The following is a 16,643-nucleotide window of genomic DNA, read 5'->3' as shown; positions in this document are numbered from 1 at the left end:
ACGATCAACCTAGTTCCCGGCAAATCCGCTGGTCACGCGCATCCCCGCCGGGAAATCCGCTGCTCGCGTGTCGTCGCGGTTCACATGGTGTTCACCTACGCGGCGGCGATCACGGATCTTCGCAGGTCGAGACCGGAACCGTGCGTTTCCGTTCCGGTTCGCGCACCTCCGGCGCCCGGGCTCGGAGCTGTCCGTGGGGACGACGACACGCCGCAGGACGACACGCCGGTCAGGCGTCGCGCGCGCCCCTCCGGCGGCCGCCTCGACGCCCGAGCCACCAGCCACCCGTCGCGGCCAGGACCAGCAGTCCGGCCACCGCGAGCAGTGCGCCGACCAGGTGGCCGGTGGTCCAGAGCACCGTCCAGCGGTCGTCGAACGTGAGCGTGAGCCGGCTCTCGTAGGCCGATCCCGGCCGCAGGGGCGCGTAGCTGCCGTCGTAGTGGGTCCACCGCCGGGTGTTGGTCAGCCAGAAGACGGCGATGCCCGCGCCGACGAGGAGTCCCCCGGACGCGACCAGCAGCGCCGGCAGGGCTCGTCTCACCCCGCGAGCTCCGCCGTCCACCGGTCAGCCGCGGCCCGCAGGGCGGTGGCGTCGGGCCCGGCGGCCAGCACGTCCCGCGACACCGTCGGGACGACGGCGCGGTCGGGGCCGAACAGCCGCCGCAGGTCGGCCACCGAACCGCCCTGCGCGCCGAGCCCCGGCGCCAGGATCGGCCCGCGGAGCCCGTCCAGGTCGACGTCGAGGTCGGCGAGCGTGGCACCGACGACGACGCCGAAGGAGCCGGTGGAGGATCCCCACGAGCCGACCCCACCGTCGTTCCAGCCACCCACGGTGTCGACGACCGCCTGGGCCACCGACCGCTCCCCCACCCGGGCGTGCTGGAAGGTGCCGGCGTCGGGGTTGGACGTGCGCGCGAGGACGAAGAGCCCGCCACCGGCGTCCTTCGCCGTGCGGGCCGCGGGGGCCAGGGACTCCGGCCCGAGGTACGGGCTCACCGTCATGGCGTCGACCTGCATCGGGTGCCCGGCGCGCAGGTAGTCGGCGTAGGCGGCCATCGTCGAGCCGATGTCCCCGCGCTTGGCGTCGAGCAGCACCAGGCAGCCCGCGGCGCGGACGGCGGCGACGGCCTCCTCGAGGACGGCGATCCCGCGCGCCCCGAACCGCTCGTAGAAGGCCATCTGCGGCTTGAGCACCGCCACGGTCCCGGCGAGGGCGTCGACGACGGCGTCGGTGAACCGGCGCAGGCCGTCGAGGTCGTCCCCGACGCCCCAGCCGGTCAGCAGCTCACGGTGCGGGTCGATGCCCACGCACAGAGGGCCCCGCTCGCCGACCCGCTGGGCCAGCCGGGCGCCGAAGGGCTCGACGCGGTCGGCGGTCACGCCGCCTCCCGGTGTGCGAAGCCGACGGCGTCCCGCAGGCTCGCGAAGCCCCGCTGGGCGAGCGCGACGGCGAGTTCCTCGTGGACCCGGGCGACCGCGGACGGATCGTGGAAGACCGCCGTCCCGACGGAGACCGCCGACGCGCCGGCGAGCACGAACTGCAGGGCGTCGAGGCCGGTGCGGATGCCGCCCATGCCCAGGATGGGCACGTGGGGCAGCGCTCGGTGCACCTGCCAGACGCACCGCAGCGCGACCGGCCGGATCGCCGGCCCGGAGAGGCCACCGGTCACCCCGCCGAGGACCGGGCGCATGGTGTCGGGATCGATGACCAGGCCCAGCAGCGTGTTGATCATCGACAGGCCGTCGGCGCCCGCGTCGGTGACCGCCCGGGCCACGCTCACGATGTCGGTGACGTCGGGGCTGAGCTTGGCGTAGACCGGGTGCGCCGGGTCCGCGACGGCGCGCACCGCGGAGACCACGTCGGAGGCGGCGACCGGGTCGCAGGCGAACACCTCGCCGCGGCTCTCGACGTTCGGGCAGCTGATGTTGACCTCGAGGCCCAGCACCCCCGGGACGCCACGCAGCCGCTGGGCCAGCTCGGCGAAGTCCTCCACGCGGGTGCCGGCGATCGAGACGAACGCCCGGACCCCGCGCTCGGCCAGCCACGGCAGGTCGTCGGCGAGCAGACCGTCGATGCCCGGGCCCTGCAGGCCGATCGAGTTGAGCATGCCGCTGGGCGTCTCGGCCATGCGCGGCGTCGGCCGGCCGGACCGGGGGCGCAGCTGCACCGACTTGGTCACCACCGCGCCGATCGCGGTGAGGTCGACGAACGGCTCGAGCTCCGCGCCGTTGGCCGAGCAGCCGGACGCGGTGAGCACCGGGCTCGGGATCGGTGCGGCCCCCAGCGCGGTCGACATGTCGACGGCGGTGTCCACGGCGGTCACGGCTGCACCACTCCCATCGCGTCGGCGCCGACGACGTCCCACGGCAGGGTGCCGACGTCGGCGAAGCGCACCCGGTCCCCGCCGAACACGGGCCCCTCGGTGCACGAGCGGGAGAACCGGGTGCGCCCGTCCTCCCCGACCACCGGCAGCACGCAGGTCATGCAGACCCCGATCCCGCAGGCCATCGACTCCTCCACCGCGACGTAGGACGGCACGCCGGCGGCGGTCGCCTGCTCGGCGACCGCCCGGAGCATGCCCATCGGCCCGCACGCGTAGACGATCCCGGCCCGGCCGATCACGCGAGCGACGGCGTCGGTCACCCACCCCCGCTGCCCGGCGCTGCCGTCGTCGGTCGTGACGACCACCTCGGCCAGCTCCCCCAGGTCGTCCACCGAGCACAGCCGCCCGGCCGTGGCCGCGCCCACGACGGCGACGACCGCCGAGCCGGCGTCGCGCAGGGCCGCGGTCAGGCCCAGCAGCGCGGCCGACCCGTACCCCCCGCCGACGACGAGCGCCGGGGTGCCCGGGGGCGGCATCGGGTACCGCCGGCCCAGCGGGCCCACCACGTCCACGGTGTCGCCCACCTGCCGCTCGGTGAGCCAGGTGGACCCGGGCCCCGCGGCGGACACCACCACGCTCACCTCGCCGTCCCGGGCGGTCGCGATCGCGATCGAGCGGCGCAGCAGGAGCCCGGACGTCGGGCCCCCGACGGCGAAGGCGACGAACTGGCCCGGTTCGGCGCGCTCGGCGATCTCCGGCGCGGCCAGGGTCAGCTCGACGTAGTCGCCGACCGGCCGGCGACCGGCGACCCGTACCACGCGCTGCACCGGCGGCCGGGCCGCGCGCGGGGCCGGGGTGGTCAGCGGGGTCACCGACGCGACCCCGCCTGCGCCGCGGCCAGGGTCGCGTGGACCTCCTGGAGGCTCCGCACCCCGATGTCGCCGCGCAGCAGCGCCTCCACGCCCTGCACCGCCGCGGCCATGCCCTGGACCGTGGTGATGCACGGGATCCCGGCCGCGACGGCAGCCGTGCGGATCTCGTACCCGTCCAGCCGCGGGCCGCTGTTGCCCGGTGCGCCGAACGGGGTGTTGACCACCATGTCGACGTCACCGGCCAGGATCCGCTCCACGACGTTCCCCGGGCCCTCGCTGAACTTCCCGACGACCTCCGCGGCGACCCCGTTGCGGCGCAGCACCTGGGCGGTGCCGGCGGTGGCGAGCACCGTGAACCCGAGGTCGGCCAGCCGCTTGATCGGGAAGACCGCCGAGCGCTTGTCCCGGTTGGCCAGCGAGACGAACACCGTGCCGCGGGTGGGCAGCGACCCGTAGGCCGCGGCCTGCGACTTGGCGAACGCGGTGCCGAACTCGGCGTCGAGGCCCATCACCTCGCCGGTGGACTTCATCTCCGGCGACAGCACGGTGTCCACGCCGTGCCCCTCGACCGTGCGGAACCGGTGGAAGGGCAGCACCGCCTCCTTCACCGCGATCGGCGCGGTGTCGGGCAGGTCGGTGCCGTCCCCGGTCGCCGGCAGCACGCCCGCCGTCCGCAGGTCGGCGATCGTCTCCCCCACCGCGATCCGGGCGGCGGCCTTCGCCAGCTGGACGGCGGTCGCCTTGGACACGAACGGGACCGTGCGGCTGGCCCGCGGGTTGGCCTCGATGACGTAGAGGATGTCGTCCTTGATGGCGTACTGGACGTTCACCAGCCCGCGCACGCCGATCCGGGCGGCCAGCTTCTCGGTGGCGGCCCGGATCTTCAGCAGGTCGGCCGTCCCGAGGGTGATCGGCGGCAGGGCGCACGCGGAGTCGCCGGAGTGGATGCCGGCCTCCTCGATGTGCTCCATGACCCCGCCCAGGTACAGGTCGGTGCCGTCGTAGAGCGCGTCGACGTCGATCTCGACGGCGTCCTCCAGGAACCGGTCGACCAGCACCGGGTGTGCGGCGCTCACGTCGGTCGCCTTGGCGATGTAGGCCTCGAGGGTCCCCTCGTCGTAGACGATCTCCATGCCGCGGCCGCCGAGGACGTAGGACGGCCGGACCAGCACCGGGTAGCCGATCCCCGCGGCGATCGCCCGCGCCTCGGCGAACGTGGTCGCCGTGCCGTGCTTCGGCGACAGCAGTCCGGTGTCGGACAGCACCCGGGAGAAGGCGCCCCGGTGCTCGGCGTCGTCGATCGCCTCCGGGGACGTGCCCAGCACGGGGACCCCGGCGTCCTTGAGCCGCTGCGCCAGGCCCAGCGGGGTCTGCCCACCGAGCGTGCAGATCACCCCGGCCACCGGGCCCGCGGCACGTTCGGCCTCGACGACCTCCAGGACGTCCTCGAAGGTGAGGGGCTCGAAGTAGAGCCGGTCGGCGGTGTCGTAGTCGGTGGAGACGGTCTCGGGGTTGCAGTTGACCATCACCGCCTCGTAGCCGGCGTCCTGCAGCGCCAGGACGGCGTGCACGCAGGAGTAGTCGAACTCGATGCCCTGCCCGATCCGGTTGGGCCCGGACCCGAGGATGAGCACCGCCGGCTTCTCCCGCGGCTGCACCTCGGTCTCCTCGTCGTAGGAGGAGTAGTGGTACGGCGTGCGGGCCGCGAACTCGGCGGCGCAGGTGTCGACGGTCTTGTAGACCGGCCGGATGCCCAGCCGCCAGCGCAGCGTCCGGACGCCGTCCTCCCCGGCCAGCTCGGGCCGCAGTGCCGCGACCTGCCGGTCGGACAGGCCGAACCGCTTCGCCCGGCGCAGCAGCTCCGGGGTCAGGGACGGCGCGTCCCGGACGGCCTCGCCGACCTCGCGGACCAGGGCGATCTGGTCGACGAACCACGGGTCGAACCCGCTGGCCGCCGCCACCTGCTCGACGGTCGCGCCGGCCGCGAGCGCGGCCTCGGCCAGGTACAGCCGGCCGTCCACCGGGACGCGCAGCGCGTCGAGCAGCTCCTCGGCCGACCGGGGATCGGGCTCGCCGGTCCAGAAGCCGGCGACCTTCGTCTCCGTCGAGCGCATCGCCTTGCCCAGCGCCTCGGCGAAGTTGCGGCCCATCGACATGACCTCGCCGACGCTCTTCATCGTCGTGGTCAGCCGCGGGTCCGCGCCGGGGAACTTCTCGAAGGCGAACCGCGGGATCTTCACCACGACGTAGTCCAGCGTCGGCTCGAACGCGGCCGGGGTGACCCCGGTGATGTCGTTGGTGATCTCGTCGAGGGTGTAGCCGATCGCGAGCTTGGCGGCGATCTTCGCGATCGGGAACCCGGTGGCCTTGGACGCGAGTGCGGAGGACCGCGACACCCGCGGGTTCATCTCGATGACGACCAGCCGGCCGTCGGCCGGGTTCACCGCGAACTGGATGTTGCAGCCGCCGGTGTCGACGCCGACCTCGCGCAGCACCGCGATGCCGACGTCGCGCATCTGCTGGTACTCGCGGTCGGTGAGCGTCATCGCCGGTGCCACCGTCACCGAGTCCCCGGTGTGCACGCCCATCGCGTCGATGTTCTCGATCGAGCAGATGACGACCACGTTGTCGCTGCGGTCGCGCATCAGCTCCAGCTCGTACTCCTTCCAGCCGAGCACCGACTCCTCGATCAGCACCGTGTGCACCGGGGAGTCGGCCAGTCCGTGCGAGGCCATGCGGCGCAGCATCGCCTCGTCGGTGGCGAACCCCGAGCCCAGGCCGCCCATGGTGAAGCTGGGCCGGATGACCACCGGGTAGCCGACCTCGGCGGCGGTCTCCAGGGCCTCGTCGATCGACCCGCACACCCGCGAGCGCGGGGCGTCGGCGCCGACGGAACGGACGATGTCCTTGAACAGCTGCCGGTCCTCGCCGCGGTTGATCGCGGCGACGTCGGCGCCGATGAGCTGGACGCCGTACTTCTCCAGCACGCCGTTCTCGTACAGGCCGATCGCGATGTTGAGCGCGGTCTGCCCGCCGAGGGTGGCCAGCAGCGCGTCGGGGCGCTCCTTGGCGATCACCTTCTCGACGAACTCCGGCGTCAGCGGCTCGATGTAGGTCGCGTCGGCGACCTCCGGGTCGGTCATGATCGTCGCCGGGTTGCTGTTGACCAGGCTGACCCGCAGCCCCTCGGCGCGCAGCACCCGGCAGGCCTGGGTGCCGGAGTAGTCGAACTCCGCGGCCTGGCCGATGAGGATCGGCCCGGAGCCGATCACCAGCACGTGCTCGATGTCGGTGCGCTTCGGCATCAGGCGTCCTCCCCCGTGCTGTGCTCCACCACGGGTGGCGGGCTGACCGCCGCACCGTCGCGGCGTGCGGTCTCCATCAGGTCGACGAACCGCTGGAACAGCGGCGCGGCGTCGTGCGGCCCGGCCGCGGACTCCGGGTGGAACTGGACGCTGAACGCCGGCGCCCCGGTCAGCCGCAGGCCCTCCACCACGTCGTCGTTGAGCCCGACGTGGCTGACCTCCACCGGCCCGTAGGGCGTGTCGGTCGGCCGGTCGAGCGGGGCGTCGACGGCGAAGCCGTGGTTGTGGCTGGTCACCCGCACCGTGCCGCTGACCCGGTCGAGCACCGGCTGGTTCAGGCCCCGGTGGCCGAAGCGCAGCTTGTAGGTGCCCAGGCCCAGGGCCCGGCCGAGGATCTGGTTGCCGAAGCAGATGCCGAACAGCGGCCGTCGCGCGTCCAGCACCCCGCGGACCGCCTCGACGGCGTAGTCGGCGGCGGCCGGGTCACCGGGGCCGTTGGAGAGGAAGACGCCGTCCGGGCCGGCCGCCAGCAGCTCCTCGGCGGTGGCGGTGGACGGGAGGACGTGGGTCTCGACACCGAGCTCGGCCAGGTGCCGCGGGGTGGCCGTCTTGATGCCGAGGTCGAGGGCGGCGATCGTGTACCGCTTCTCCCCCACCGCCGGGACGACGTAGGCCGCCCCGGTGCTCACCTGCGGGGCGAGGTCCGCCCCGGTCATGCTGTCGGCCGCGGTCACCTGCGCCAGCAGCTCGTCCGGGTCGGTGAGCACCGAGCTGATGCCGGCGCGCATCGCGCCGCGGTCGCGCAGGTGCCGGGTCAGCGCACGGGTGTCGATCCCGCTGATGCCGACGATCCCCTGTCGCACCAGTTCGTCGTCCAGGCTGCCGGTGGCCCGCCAGTTCGAGGACCGGCGGGCCGGGTCGCGGACGACGAAGCCGGCCACCCACATGCGGCTGCTCTCGTCGTCCTCGCCGTTGACGCCGGTGTTGCCGACGTGCGGGGCGGTCATGACGACGACCTGCCGGTGATAGCTGGGATCGGTCAGCGTCTCCTGGTAGCCGGTCATCCCGGTGGCGAAGACCGCCTCGCCGACCGTCGTCCCGACCGCGCCGTAGGCCTCGCCCCGGAACGTCTTGCCGTCCTCGAGCACGAGGATCGCCTGACTCACTCCGCAACTCCTGTTCGGCTCCGCGCTCGCTCCGCTCCTCGCTCGTCCCTCGCTGCGATGCTCACTCGCTGTCGCCTCACCGTGTTGCCTTTCCGTCCAGAACGGTCGGCGTCCCCCGCAGGAACGTCGCGACCACCCGGCCGGGGAGCTCCCGGCCGGCATAGGGGCTGTTGCGGCTGCGGCTGGCCAGTGCGGCCGGGTCGACGGGAGCCCGGTGCGCGGGGTCCAGCAGCAGCAGGTTGGCCGGCTCGCCGACGGCCAGTGGCCGGCCGTGACCGGCGAGGCGACCGATCGCCGCGGGGCGGACGGACATGCGGTCGGCGACGCCGGCCCAGTCGAGCAGGCCGGTCTCGACCATCGTCTCGACGACGACCGACAGGGCCTGCTCCAGCCCGAGCATCCCGGGCCGGGCCTGGGCCCACTCGCTCTCCTTGTCCTCGACCGCGTGCGGGGCGTGGTCGGTGGCGACGGCGTCGATCGTGCCGTCCGCGAGCCCCTGCCGGAGCGCGGCGACGTCCTCGTCGGTGCGCAGCGGCGGGTTGACCTTGAACACCGGGTCGTAGCTCTCCGCGCAGGCGTCGGTGAGCAGCAGGTGGTGGGGGGTGACCTCGGCGGTCACCTGGACGCCGCGCGCCTTCGCCCAGCGGAGCAGTTCCACCGAGCCGGCCGTGGAGACGTGGCAGACGTGCAGCCGGGCGCCGACGTGGCCGGCCAGCAGCACGTCGCGGGCGATGATCGCCTCCTCGGCGGCGGCCGGCCAGCCGGTGAGGCCCAGGCGCGCCGACCGGTCGCCCTCGTGCATCTGGGCGCCGGCGGTGAGCCGCGGCTCCTCGGCGTGCTGGGCCACCACGCCGTCGAAGGCCTTCACGTACTCCAGCGCCCGGCGCATGAGCGCCGGGTCGCTGACGCAGAGCCCGTCGTCGGAGAACACCCGCACCCGGGCCGCCGAGTCCGCCATCGCGCCGAGCTCGGCCAGCCGCTCGCCCCTGAGCCCGACGGTCACCGCACCCACCGGGACGACGTCGACCAGGCCGGCCTGCTCGCCGAGCCGCCACACCTGCTCGACGACACCCGCGGTGTCGGCGACCGGGTCGGTGTTGGCCATGGCGTGCACGGCGGTGAAGCCGCCCAGCGCGGCGGCGCGGCTGCCGGTCTCGACGGTCTCGGCGTCCTCCCGGCCGGGCTCGCGCAGGTGGGTGTGCAGGTCGACCAGTCCGGGCAGGGCGATCAGCCCGGCCGCGTCGACGACCTCGGCACCGGGAGCCGACAGCGAGTCGCCGACGGCCGTGATCCGCCCGTCCGCGATCAGGATGTCCGTGGCGTCCCCGCCGTAGGGCCGCGAGCCCGTGATGAGGTACGTGGTCATGCGGGCTCGTTACCTCCGAGCAGCAGGTACAGGACGGCCATGCGCACGGAGACCCCGTTGCCGACCTGCTCGACGATCGTGGATCGGACGGAGTCGGCCACCTCGGCGGCGATCTCCATCCCGCGGTTCATCGGGCCGGGGTGCATGACGATCGCGTCGTCGGACAGCGCGGCCATCCGGCGGGCGTCGAGGCCGTAGCGGCGGCTGTACTCGCGGGCGCTCGGGAAGAACGAGGCGTTCATCCGCTCCGCCTGGACCCGCAGCATCATCACCACGCCGGCCTTGGGCAGGACGGCGTCGAGGTCGTAGCCCACCTCGACCGGCCAGCTGCCGACGCCCACCGGGAGCAGCGTGGGCGGGGCGACGACGGTGACCTCGGCGCCGAGGGTGTGCAGCAGCCAGACGTTCGAGCGGGCCACCCGGCTGTGCAGGACGTCGCCGACGAGGACCACCCGGACGCCGTCCAGCCGGCCGAGCCGCCGGCGGATCGTGTAGGCGTCCAGCAGCGCCTGCGTCGGGTGCTCGTGGGTGCCGTCACCGGCGTTGACCACGCTGCCGCGCACCCAGTTCGCCAGCCGGTGCGGAGCCCCGGAGGCACCGTGCCGGACGACGATCGCGTCGCTGCCCATCGCCTCGAGGGTGAGCGCGGTGTCCTTGAGGCTCTCGCCCTTGGAGACGCTGCTGCCCTTCGCCGAGAAGTTGATGACGTCGGCGGAGAGCCGCTTGGCGGCCAGCTCGAAGGAGATCCGGGTGCGCGTGGAGTCCTCGTAGAAGAGGTTGACCACCGTGCGCCCGCGCAGCGTGGGCAGCTTCTTGACCTCCCGGCCGGCCAGCGCCTGCTCGATCTGCGCGGCCGTGTCGAGGACCAGCGTCGCGTCGGACCGGTCGAGGTCGGCGGACTCCAGCAGGTGCCGCTTCACGATTTGTCCCTCTCCTCGGTCACGAGCACCTCGTCGGTCCCGTCCACCTCGGTCAGGTGCACCTTGACCTGCTGGGACCTCGACGTCGGGACGTTCTTCCCCACGAAGTCGGCCTTGATCGGCAGCTCGCGGTGCCCCCGGTCGACCAGCACCGCGAGCTGCACGCCGCGGGGCCGGCCCAGGTCGCGCAGGGCGTCCAGTGCCGCGCGGACCGACCGGCCGGAGAACAGCACGTCGTCGACGAGCACCACCAGCCGGTCGTCGATCCCGGCGTCGGGCAGCACCGTGGGCTCCAGCGCCCGGACGCCGCGCAGCCGGAGGTCGTCGCGGTAGAGCGTGATGTCCGCGGTGCCGACATCCACCGCCGTCCCGCTGAACGCCTCGATGCGGGCGGCCAGACGCCGGGCCAGCGGCGCACCCCGCGTCGGGATGCCGACGAGCACCAGGTCGGACAGGCCGCCGTCGTCCGCGCCGGGAGCGAGGGACGCGGCCCGCTCGATGAGCTGGTGGGCCATGCGGTCGACCACGCGGGCGACGTCGGCGGCGGAGAGCAGGGTGCCGGGGGCACCCGAGGGGGCACTGTCGGGAGACGGACTCCGGGCAGGCTCGGTCGAGCTGGCCATCAGGCCTCCTTCCCCGCCTCACGGGACGGGTCGTTAAAGGAGTGGGTGGGACCGACGCCGACGGTACTGCACCCGCCGACCGCCCCGACCGCCGCCTGTTCCGCCCCAGGTCGGGACCGGAATGGGCCGGGCGCGCCCACCGGAGAGCCACCGACGAAGGACGGGACGCCGCCTGTTGCGCGCCGCCCGCGACCAGTACGCTCAGTGACCAACATGACGTTCCCGAGACGACGGACAGTGAGCAGACAGCGATGAGCACCGACTACTCACGGGCCCTCGGTGCCCGCCTCCGCGCCATCCGCAATCAGCAGGGCCTGTCGCTGCAGGGGGTGGAGGACAAGTCGCACGGCCGCTGGAAGGCAGTCGTCGTCGGCTCCTACGAGCGCGGGGACCGCGCCGTCACCGTGCAGCGGCTCTCGGAGCTGGCCGTGTTCTACGGCGTCCCCGTCTCCGAGCTGCTGCCCGACCCGCGGCCCAGCTCCGCGGTCACCTCCAGCACCAAGATCGTGCTGAACCTGGAGTCGCTGGGCTCGCTGCCCGCCGACGAGGCCGGCCCGCTGGCCCGCTACGCCTCGACCATCCAGGCACAGCGGCACGACTACAACGGCAAGGTGCTCTCGATCCGCGCCGAGGACCTCAAGTCGCTGGCGATCATCTACGACATGAGCCCCGACGAGCTGACCACCCGGCTGATCGAGTGGGGCGTCCTCTCCCCCGGCATGGAGAGCGTCGTCGGCTTCGGCGGCGACGACGACGAGGAGCTCGACCCCAACTGGGAGCGCCGCCGCTCCCCCCGCTGAACCGGCATCGGCGACGGGTGGCTGCTGCGAGGTCGGCTCCACCCCGCACCGCCTCGACCCGCCTGTCGGGAAGGCCCGCGCCGGCGGACCTTCCCGACGCCGCGGCTAGCGCAGGTGCCGGAACGCCGCCCTGACCTCCCTGGTGAAGACCTCGGGCTCCTCCCATGCGGCGAAGTGGCCGCCCCTCTCGGCCTCGTGGAAGTAGGCGAGGCCGGGGTAGACCGCCTCCACCCAGCTGCGGGGGGAGGCCCAGATCTCGCCGGGGAACGTGGTGAAGCCGACCGGCACCGTGACGGCCGGAGGAGGCTGACCGCTCGCCAGCGCCGCGGCCAGCGCTCGTGCGTCCTCCCAGTACGACCGGGCCGCCGACGCCGCGGTGCGGGTGAGCCAGTACAGCGTGACGTTGTCGACGATGCTCTCCCGGGTGAGCCTGCCCACGGGCTGCCCGTCGACGAACGCGCGGGAGATCTTCTGGTAGCTGTCCGTGTCGTGGTCGAGCAGCCACGCCGCCAGCGCCACGGGTGAGTCCAGCAGTGCGTAGCCGATCGTCTGGGGCCGGGTGGCCATCTCGAGGAAGTAGCCGAAGCCGTCCTGCCGGAACGTCGCGAAGGCCTCGGCCGCCGCGCGTTCCTGGTCGGATTCCTTCGGCAGGTGGTCGCCGATCGCCAGCACTGCCGTGAGCAGGTTGAGGTGGTAGCCGACGAGACCGGCCACCGCCTGTCGTCCCATGAGGTCGGTGACGAGGGCGCCCACGTCGCCGCCCTGGGCGACGTAGCGGGTGTAGCCGAGGCGGTGCATCAGCTCCGCCCATGCGCGTGCCACCCGGCCCGAGTCCCAGCCGAGCACCGACGGCTCGCCGGAGAAGCCGTAGCCGGGCAGCGATGGCAGCACGAGGTCGAAGGCGTCCTCGGCGCGCCCGCCGTGCGCGGTGGGGTCGGTGAGCGGGCCGATGACGTCGAGCAGCTCCAGGACCGACCCCGGCCAGCCGTGCGTGATGATCAGCGGCATCGCGTCCGCGTGCGGCGACCGCACGTGGACGAAGTGGACGTCGACCCCGTCGATCTCGGTCGTGAACTGCGGCAGCGCGTTCAGCCGGGCCTCGCACCGGCGCCAGTCGTACTCGCTCGCCCAGTAGCGGGTGAGCTCCTGCATCGTCGTCAGCTGCACGCCCTGCGCGCGGTCCGGCACCAGCTCCCGGGTGGGCCAGCGCGTGGCCGCGAGACGGCGGCGCAGCTCGGCGAGCTCCGCATCCGGGACGTGGACCTCGAAGGGGCGGACCGCGGTCAGGTCGGCCTCGGCGCGCGGTTCGGGCACGGCGGCGACGGTCGCCGTACGTGGGGTGGGGTCGACGGGCACGGACATGTGCATCTCCTCGTACGAGGGATCGCGCCGGGACGTCCGCGCCAGGGAGGCTTCGGTGCCCCCGTTGCGCTATCGAGAGTGGGTTCCACGGGTCAGCCGGCGACCGACGCTCCATCCAGAGAGCTGCCCCTACCCGTGGACGATCGAAGCGCCGCCGTCGACGACCCGTCAACCACCCCGGGCGCGCCGTGGCACCTGGTCATGGACGATGCCGCACCGTCATGCAGCGCCTGGAGCGACACCCTGGGGCGCACGTGCGCCCGCCGTCAGGCGGTGGGCACCTCGGCGGCGAGGATCGCGCCCAGGACACCGTTGACGTAGGCCGGTGAGTCGTCGGTGGACAGCGCCTTGGCCAGCTCGACCGCCTCGTCGATGACGACGACGTCGGGCACGTCGTCGACCCACAGCAGCTCGAACACGGCCATCCGCAGGATCGCCCGGTCGACGTCGGGCAGCCGGTCGATCGACCAGTTGGCCGCGTGCGCGTCGATCAGCCCGTCGATGCGGGCGGCGTGCTCGGCCACGCCCTCCACCAGCCGGACGGTGTGCTCGGGAACCGGGGGGTTCGCCGTCCCGATCCGGTCGCGGAGGACGGCGAGCCGGTCGTCCCCCCGCAGGTCGGCCTCGTAGAGGACGTCGACGGCACGCTTGCGCGCCTTGGTACGGGCAGCCATGGGACGAGGTGCCTCGCTCAGCCGACGCAGCTCAGTTGACCCGGCCGAGGTACCGGCCGTCGCGGGTGTCGACCTTCAGCTTCTCGCCGGTGGTGATGAACAGCGGGACCTGGATCTGCGCGCCGGTCTCCAGCGTGGCCGGCTTGGTGCCGCCGGTGGAGCGGTCGCCCTGCAGGCCCGGGTCGGTGTGCTCGACGACGAGCTCCAGGGTCACCGGCAGCTCGACGTAGAGCGGGGTGCCGTCGTGCACGGCCACGATGACCTCGGTGTTCTCCAGCAGGTAGTCGGCACCCCCGCCGACGACCTCCGACGACACGTGGATCTGGTCGTAGGTGTCGCCGTCCATGAAGACGAAGTCGGTGCCGTCCTTGTACAGGTAGGTCATCGACCGCTTGTCGACGTTGGCGGTCTCCACCTTGGTGCCGGCGTTGAACGTCTTGTCGACGACCTTGCCCGACAGCACGTTCTTCAGCGTGGTGCGGACGAACGCGCCACCCTTGCCCGGCTTGACGTGCTGGAAGTCGGTCACCGTCCAGAGCTGGCCGTCCAGGTTGAGGACGATGCCGTTCTTCAGGTCGTTGGTGGTAGCCATCAGAGAACCAGCAGTTCCTTGCTCGTGAGGGTCAACAGTTCGGGCGCGTCGTCCGTGACGACCAGGGTGTCCTCGATCCGGACACCGCCGTGGCCGGGCAGGTAGACGCCCGGCTCCACGGTGACGGCCATGCCGGCGGCCAGGGTACCCGCGCCGAGCGGACCGATGCCCGGCGCCTCGTGGATCTCCAGCCCGACCCCGTGCCCCAGCCCGTGGGAGAAGTGCTCGCCGTGGCCCGCGTCGACGATGACGTCCCGGGCGGCGGCGTCCACGGCGACGACGTCCGCCCCGACCGCCAGGGCCGCCCGGCCGGCAGCCTGGGAGGCGGCGACGAGCGCGTAGACCTCCCGCTGCCAGTCGGCGGCGTGCCCGAGCACGACGGTGCGGGTCATGTCGGAGTGGTAGCCGTCGACGGTGGCGCCGAAGTCCAGCTTGAGGAAGTCCCCGTCCCGCAGCACGGTGGCGTCGGGCCGATGGTGCGGGATCGCGGAGTTGGCGCCGGCGGCCACGATCGTCTCGAACGACGGCGCCTCCGCGCCCAGGCGCAGCATCCGGGCGTCGAGCTCGCGCCCGACCTCCAGCTCCGTGCGGCCGGGCCGCAGTGCCCCCTCGGCGGCGAGCTCGGCCAGCGCCTGGTCGGCCACCGCGCACGCGCGGCGGAGGGCCTCGATCTCGTCGTCGTCCTTGATCGCGCGCTGCGCCTCCACGGCCCGGCGGACCGAGGCCAGCTCCGGCAGGGTGCCCCCGGCGGCCGCATCGGCGAGCACCTTCTCCAGGTGCGCCAGCCCGTCGACGGTGAGGTGGTGGGACTCGTAGCCGAGGCGGCCGAGGCCACGGCGCACCGCCTCGCGGGCGACCGCGGCCACGGTGCCGCGGTCGACGAGCACCTCCACGCCGGGCACCTGGGCCGCGGCCTGGGTGGTGTACCGCCCGTCGGTGCCGAACAGGTCGGCGCCGGAAGTCGAAACCAGCAGCACGCCGTTGGACCCGGTGAACCCGGTCAGGTACCGCACATTCAGCAGGTTGGTGACCAGGACGGCGTCGAGCCCGCGCTCGGCCGCCGTCCGCCGCAGCGCGTCGCGGCGGTCCGCCGTCCTCAACGCACGCCCTGCTGCGCCAGCCAGCCCAGCGCCAGGATGTAGCCGCTGACCCCGAGCCCGGCGATCACGCCGTCGGCCACCCCGGAGACGTAGGAGTGGTGCCGGAACTCCTCGCGGGCGTGGATGTTGGTGAGGTGCACCTCCACCAGGGGGGCGTTCAGCCCGGCGAGGGCGTCGCGCAGCGCCACGGAGGTGTGCGACCAGCCGCCGGGGTTGATCAGCACCGGGTCGCCGGCGTCGGAGGCGGCGTGCACCCAGCGCAGCATCTCGCCCTCGTCGTCGGTCTGACGGACCCGCACCTCCACGCCCATCTCCCGGCCGGTGGCCTCCACCAGCTCGACGAGCTCGGCGTAGGTCGTCGTGCCGTACTTCTGCGGCTCACGCAGCCCGAGCCGGCCGAGGTTCGGGCCGTTGAGCACCTGGATGGTCATGGGGTTCCTTCGGCAGAGACGGCGGCCCAGGCGGCGTCGAGCCAGGCCTGGTCGGGATCGGTCAGGATCGTGGGATTGCCGAGGCCGTCGAGGACGACGAAGCGCAGGGTGGCGCCGCGGGCCTTCTTGTCCACCCGCATCACCGACTGCAGCGTGGCCCAGTGGCCGGCGTACCGGGTGGGCAGGCCCATCCGGTCGACGAGCGCGCGGTGGCGGTCGACGTCGCCGCGGGCGAGCAGGCCGGCCTGCCCGGCGAGCTCGGCGGCGAAGACCAGGCCGACGGCGACCGCCTCGCCGTGCCGCCAGCCGAAGTCCTCGACCCGCTCGATCGCGTGCGCCAGCGTGTGCCCGTAGTTGAGGAACTCGCGGCGGCCGGTGTCGTAGAGGTCCTCCCCCACCGCGTCGGCCTTGACCCGCACCGCCCGCTCGATCAGCTCGGCGGTGTCCCGGCGGCCGGTCGGGTCGGCGTCGAGCAGGTCCAGGATCACGCCGTCGGCGATGAAGCCGCACTTCACGACCTCCGCCAGGCCCGACCGGAACTCCGCCTCCGGCAGTCCGGCGAGCGAGTCGGTGTCGGCCAGGACGGCGGCCGGGGGGTGGAACGAGCCGACCAGGTTCTTGCCGGCCGCCGTGTTGATGCCCGTCTTGCCACCCACGGCGGCGTCGACCATCCCGAGCAGGCTGGTGGGCAGCTGCACCACCCGGACACCTCGCGTCCAGGTGGCCGCCACGAAGCCGGCCAGGTCGGTCACCGCTCCCCCGCCGATGCCGACGACCGCGTCGGAGCGGGTCAGGCCGAGCCGGCCGAACTCCTCCCACAGCCCGGCGGCGACAGCGGCGGTCTTGGCCGCCTCGCCGTCGGGGACGACCACCGCCTCGGCCGCCACACCCGCGCTCTGCAGCGTCTCCACCGCGGCACCGGCCATCGCCGCCAGCGGCGGCGCGTGCACGACCGCGGCCCTGGCGGTGCCGGCGAGCACGAGCCCCAACTCGGCCTGCGCCCCCGGCCCGATCACCACCTCGTAGGGCCGGTCCCCCGCGACCGGAACCCGCCGCTGGGACTGTCGTCCGCTCCCGCGGGACGCTCCGCTCCTCGCTCGTTCCTCGC

16 protein-coding genes are annotated in these 16,643 nt (G+C 73.6%); 1 reads left to right on the top strand and 15 read right to left on the bottom strand.

Features of this window, described 5'->3' with window-relative positions; all coding sequences use genetic code 11:
• Positions 1-229: 229 nt before the first annotated feature.
• From BM142_RS14775 to pyrR, 9 genes are all read right to left on the bottom strand, one after another.
• Positions 230-541 (bottom strand): hypothetical protein, encoded by a 312-nt coding sequence (locus BM142_RS14775; protein WP_092200261.1) that lies wholly within the window; start codon positions 539-541, stop codon positions 230-232.
• A complete protein-coding gene (gene pyrF / locus BM142_RS14770) occupies positions 538-1,380 on the bottom strand; it encodes an orotidine-5'-phosphate decarboxylase (protein ID WP_092200258.1) in 843 nt (280 codons plus the stop codon). Before pyrF ends, BM142_RS14775 begins: the two co-directional genes overlap by 4 nt.
• A complete protein-coding gene (locus tag BM142_RS14765) occupies positions 1,377-2,324 on the bottom strand; it encodes a dihydroorotate dehydrogenase (protein WP_254790969.1) in 948 nt (315 codons plus the stop codon). Before BM142_RS14765 ends, pyrF begins: the two co-directional genes overlap by 4 nt.
• Positions 2,321-3,196, bottom strand: a complete 876-nt coding sequence (locus BM142_RS14760; RefSeq protein WP_217640727.1) for an iron-sulfur cluster-binding protein — start codon at positions 3,194-3,196, stop codon at positions 2,321-2,323. Before BM142_RS14760 ends, BM142_RS14765 begins: the two co-directional genes overlap by 4 nt.
• A complete protein-coding gene (carB, locus tag BM142_RS14755; protein WP_092200255.1) occupies positions 3,193-6,501 on the bottom strand; it encodes a carbamoyl-phosphate synthase large subunit in 3,309 nt (1,102 codons plus the stop codon). The genes BM142_RS14760 and carB overlap by 4 nt, the downstream gene beginning before the upstream one ends.
• Positions 6,501-7,667 (bottom strand): glutamine-hydrolyzing carbamoyl-phosphate synthase small subunit, encoded by a 1,167-nt coding sequence (gene carA / locus BM142_RS14750; RefSeq protein ID WP_217640726.1) that lies wholly within the window; start codon positions 7,665-7,667, stop codon positions 6,501-6,503. The genes carB and carA overlap by 1 nt, the downstream gene beginning before the upstream one ends.
• Positions 7,668-7,743: 76 nt before the next feature.
• Positions 7,744-9,033 (bottom strand): dihydroorotase, encoded by a 1,290-nt coding sequence (locus BM142_RS14745; RefSeq protein WP_092200249.1) that lies wholly within the window; start codon positions 9,031-9,033, stop codon positions 7,744-7,746.
• The gene (locus tag BM142_RS14740) at positions 9,030-9,953 is read right to left on the bottom strand and encodes an aspartate carbamoyltransferase catalytic subunit (protein WP_092200246.1); all 924 of its coding nucleotides are present in this window, start codon (positions 9,951-9,953) and stop codon (positions 9,030-9,032) included. Before BM142_RS14740 ends, BM142_RS14745 begins: the two co-directional genes overlap by 4 nt.
• Positions 9,950-10,576, bottom strand: a complete 627-nt coding sequence (gene pyrR, locus BM142_RS14735; RefSeq protein ID WP_092200243.1) for a bifunctional pyr operon transcriptional regulator/uracil phosphoribosyltransferase PyrR — start codon at positions 10,574-10,576, stop codon at positions 9,950-9,952. The genes BM142_RS14740 and pyrR overlap by 4 nt, the downstream gene beginning before the upstream one ends.
• Before the next feature lie 251 nt (positions 10,577-10,827).
• Here pyrR and bldD point away from each other — a divergent pair, with 251 nt between their 5' ends.
• Positions 10,828-11,376 (top strand): transcriptional regulator BldD, encoded by a 549-nt coding sequence (bldD, locus tag BM142_RS14730; RefSeq protein ID WP_092200238.1) that lies wholly within the window; start codon positions 10,828-10,830, stop codon positions 11,374-11,376.
• A 105-nt stretch (positions 11,377-11,481) separates the two neighbouring features.
• On the opposite strand, the gene BM142_RS14725 is transcribed toward bldD, so the two are convergent.
• From BM142_RS14725 to aroB, 6 genes are all read right to left on the bottom strand, one after another.
• Complete coding sequence (locus BM142_RS14725) at positions 11,482-12,738, bottom strand: epoxide hydrolase family protein (RefSeq protein WP_092200235.1); 1,257 nt, start codon at positions 12,736-12,738, stop codon at positions 11,482-11,484.
• 266 nt (positions 12,739-13,004) lie between these two features.
• Positions 13,005-13,412, bottom strand: coding sequence for a transcription antitermination factor NusB (nusB, locus tag BM142_RS14720; protein WP_092200232.1), 408 nt, complete (start codon positions 13,410-13,412; stop codon positions 13,005-13,007).
• Positions 13,413-13,443: 31 nt separating this feature from the next.
• On the bottom strand, positions 13,444-14,004 hold the full coding sequence (gene efp / locus BM142_RS14715; RefSeq protein ID WP_092200229.1) for an elongation factor P: 561 nt from the start codon (positions 14,002-14,004) through the stop codon (positions 13,444-13,446).
• Positions 14,004-15,104, bottom strand: a complete 1,101-nt coding sequence (locus tag BM142_RS14710) for a M24 family metallopeptidase (protein WP_092200226.1) — start codon at positions 15,102-15,104, stop codon at positions 14,004-14,006. The genes efp and BM142_RS14710 overlap by 1 nt, the downstream gene beginning before the upstream one ends.
• Positions 15,101-15,535, bottom strand: coding sequence for a type II 3-dehydroquinate dehydratase (gene aroQ, locus BM142_RS14705; protein ID WP_092200223.1), 435 nt, complete (start codon positions 15,533-15,535; stop codon positions 15,101-15,103). The genes BM142_RS14710 and aroQ overlap by 4 nt, the downstream gene beginning before the upstream one ends.
• Positions 15,532-16,551 carry a 3-dehydroquinate synthase gene (gene aroB / locus BM142_RS14700; protein ID WP_254790967.1) on the bottom strand — a complete coding sequence of 340 codons (1,020 nt, stop codon included), beginning with the start codon at positions 16,549-16,551 and terminating at the stop codon, positions 15,532-15,534. Before aroB ends, aroQ begins: the two co-directional genes overlap by 4 nt.
• Positions 16,552-16,643: the final 92 nt, after the last annotated feature.

This window comes from Blastococcus tunisiensis (assembly GCF_900112815.1).
Classification (GTDB): domain Bacteria; phylum Actinomycetota; class Actinomycetes; order Mycobacteriales; family Geodermatophilaceae; genus Blastococcus_B; species Blastococcus_B tunisiensis.
This window is presented reverse-complemented; position numbering and strand designations above follow the sequence as displayed.

What these genes read in the sequence shown, in the direction of transcription:
- nusB (WP_092200232.1), bottom strand. Translation starts at nt 13,412, where the DNA reads ATGGCTGCCCGTACCAAGGCGCGCAAGCGTGCCGTCGACGTCCTCTAC.
- bldD (WP_092200238.1), top strand. Translation starts at nt 10,828, where the DNA reads ATGAGCACCGACTACTCACGGGCCCTCGGTGCCCGCCTCCGCGCCATC.
- BM142_RS14725 (WP_092200235.1), bottom strand. Translation starts at nt 12,738, where the DNA reads ATGTCCGTGCCCGTCGACCCCACCCCACGTACGGCGACCGTCGCCGCC.
- BM142_RS14745 (WP_092200249.1), bottom strand. Translation starts at nt 9,033, where the DNA reads ATGACCACGTACCTCATCACGGGCTCGCGGCCCTACGGCGGGGACGCC.
- carB (WP_092200255.1), bottom strand. Translation starts at nt 6,501, where the DNA reads ATGCCGAAGCGCACCGACATCGAGCACGTGCTGGTGATCGGCTCCGGG.
- efp (WP_092200229.1), bottom strand. Translation starts at nt 14,004, where the DNA reads ATGGCTACCACCAACGACCTGAAGAACGGCATCGTCCTCAACCTGGAC.
- aroQ (WP_092200223.1), bottom strand. Translation starts at nt 15,535, where the DNA reads ATGACCATCCAGGTGCTCAACGGCCCGAACCTCGGCCGGCTCGGGCTG.
- pyrR (WP_092200243.1), bottom strand. Translation starts at nt 10,576, where the DNA reads ATGGCCAGCTCGACCGAGCCTGCCCGGAGTCCGTCTCCCGACAGTGCC.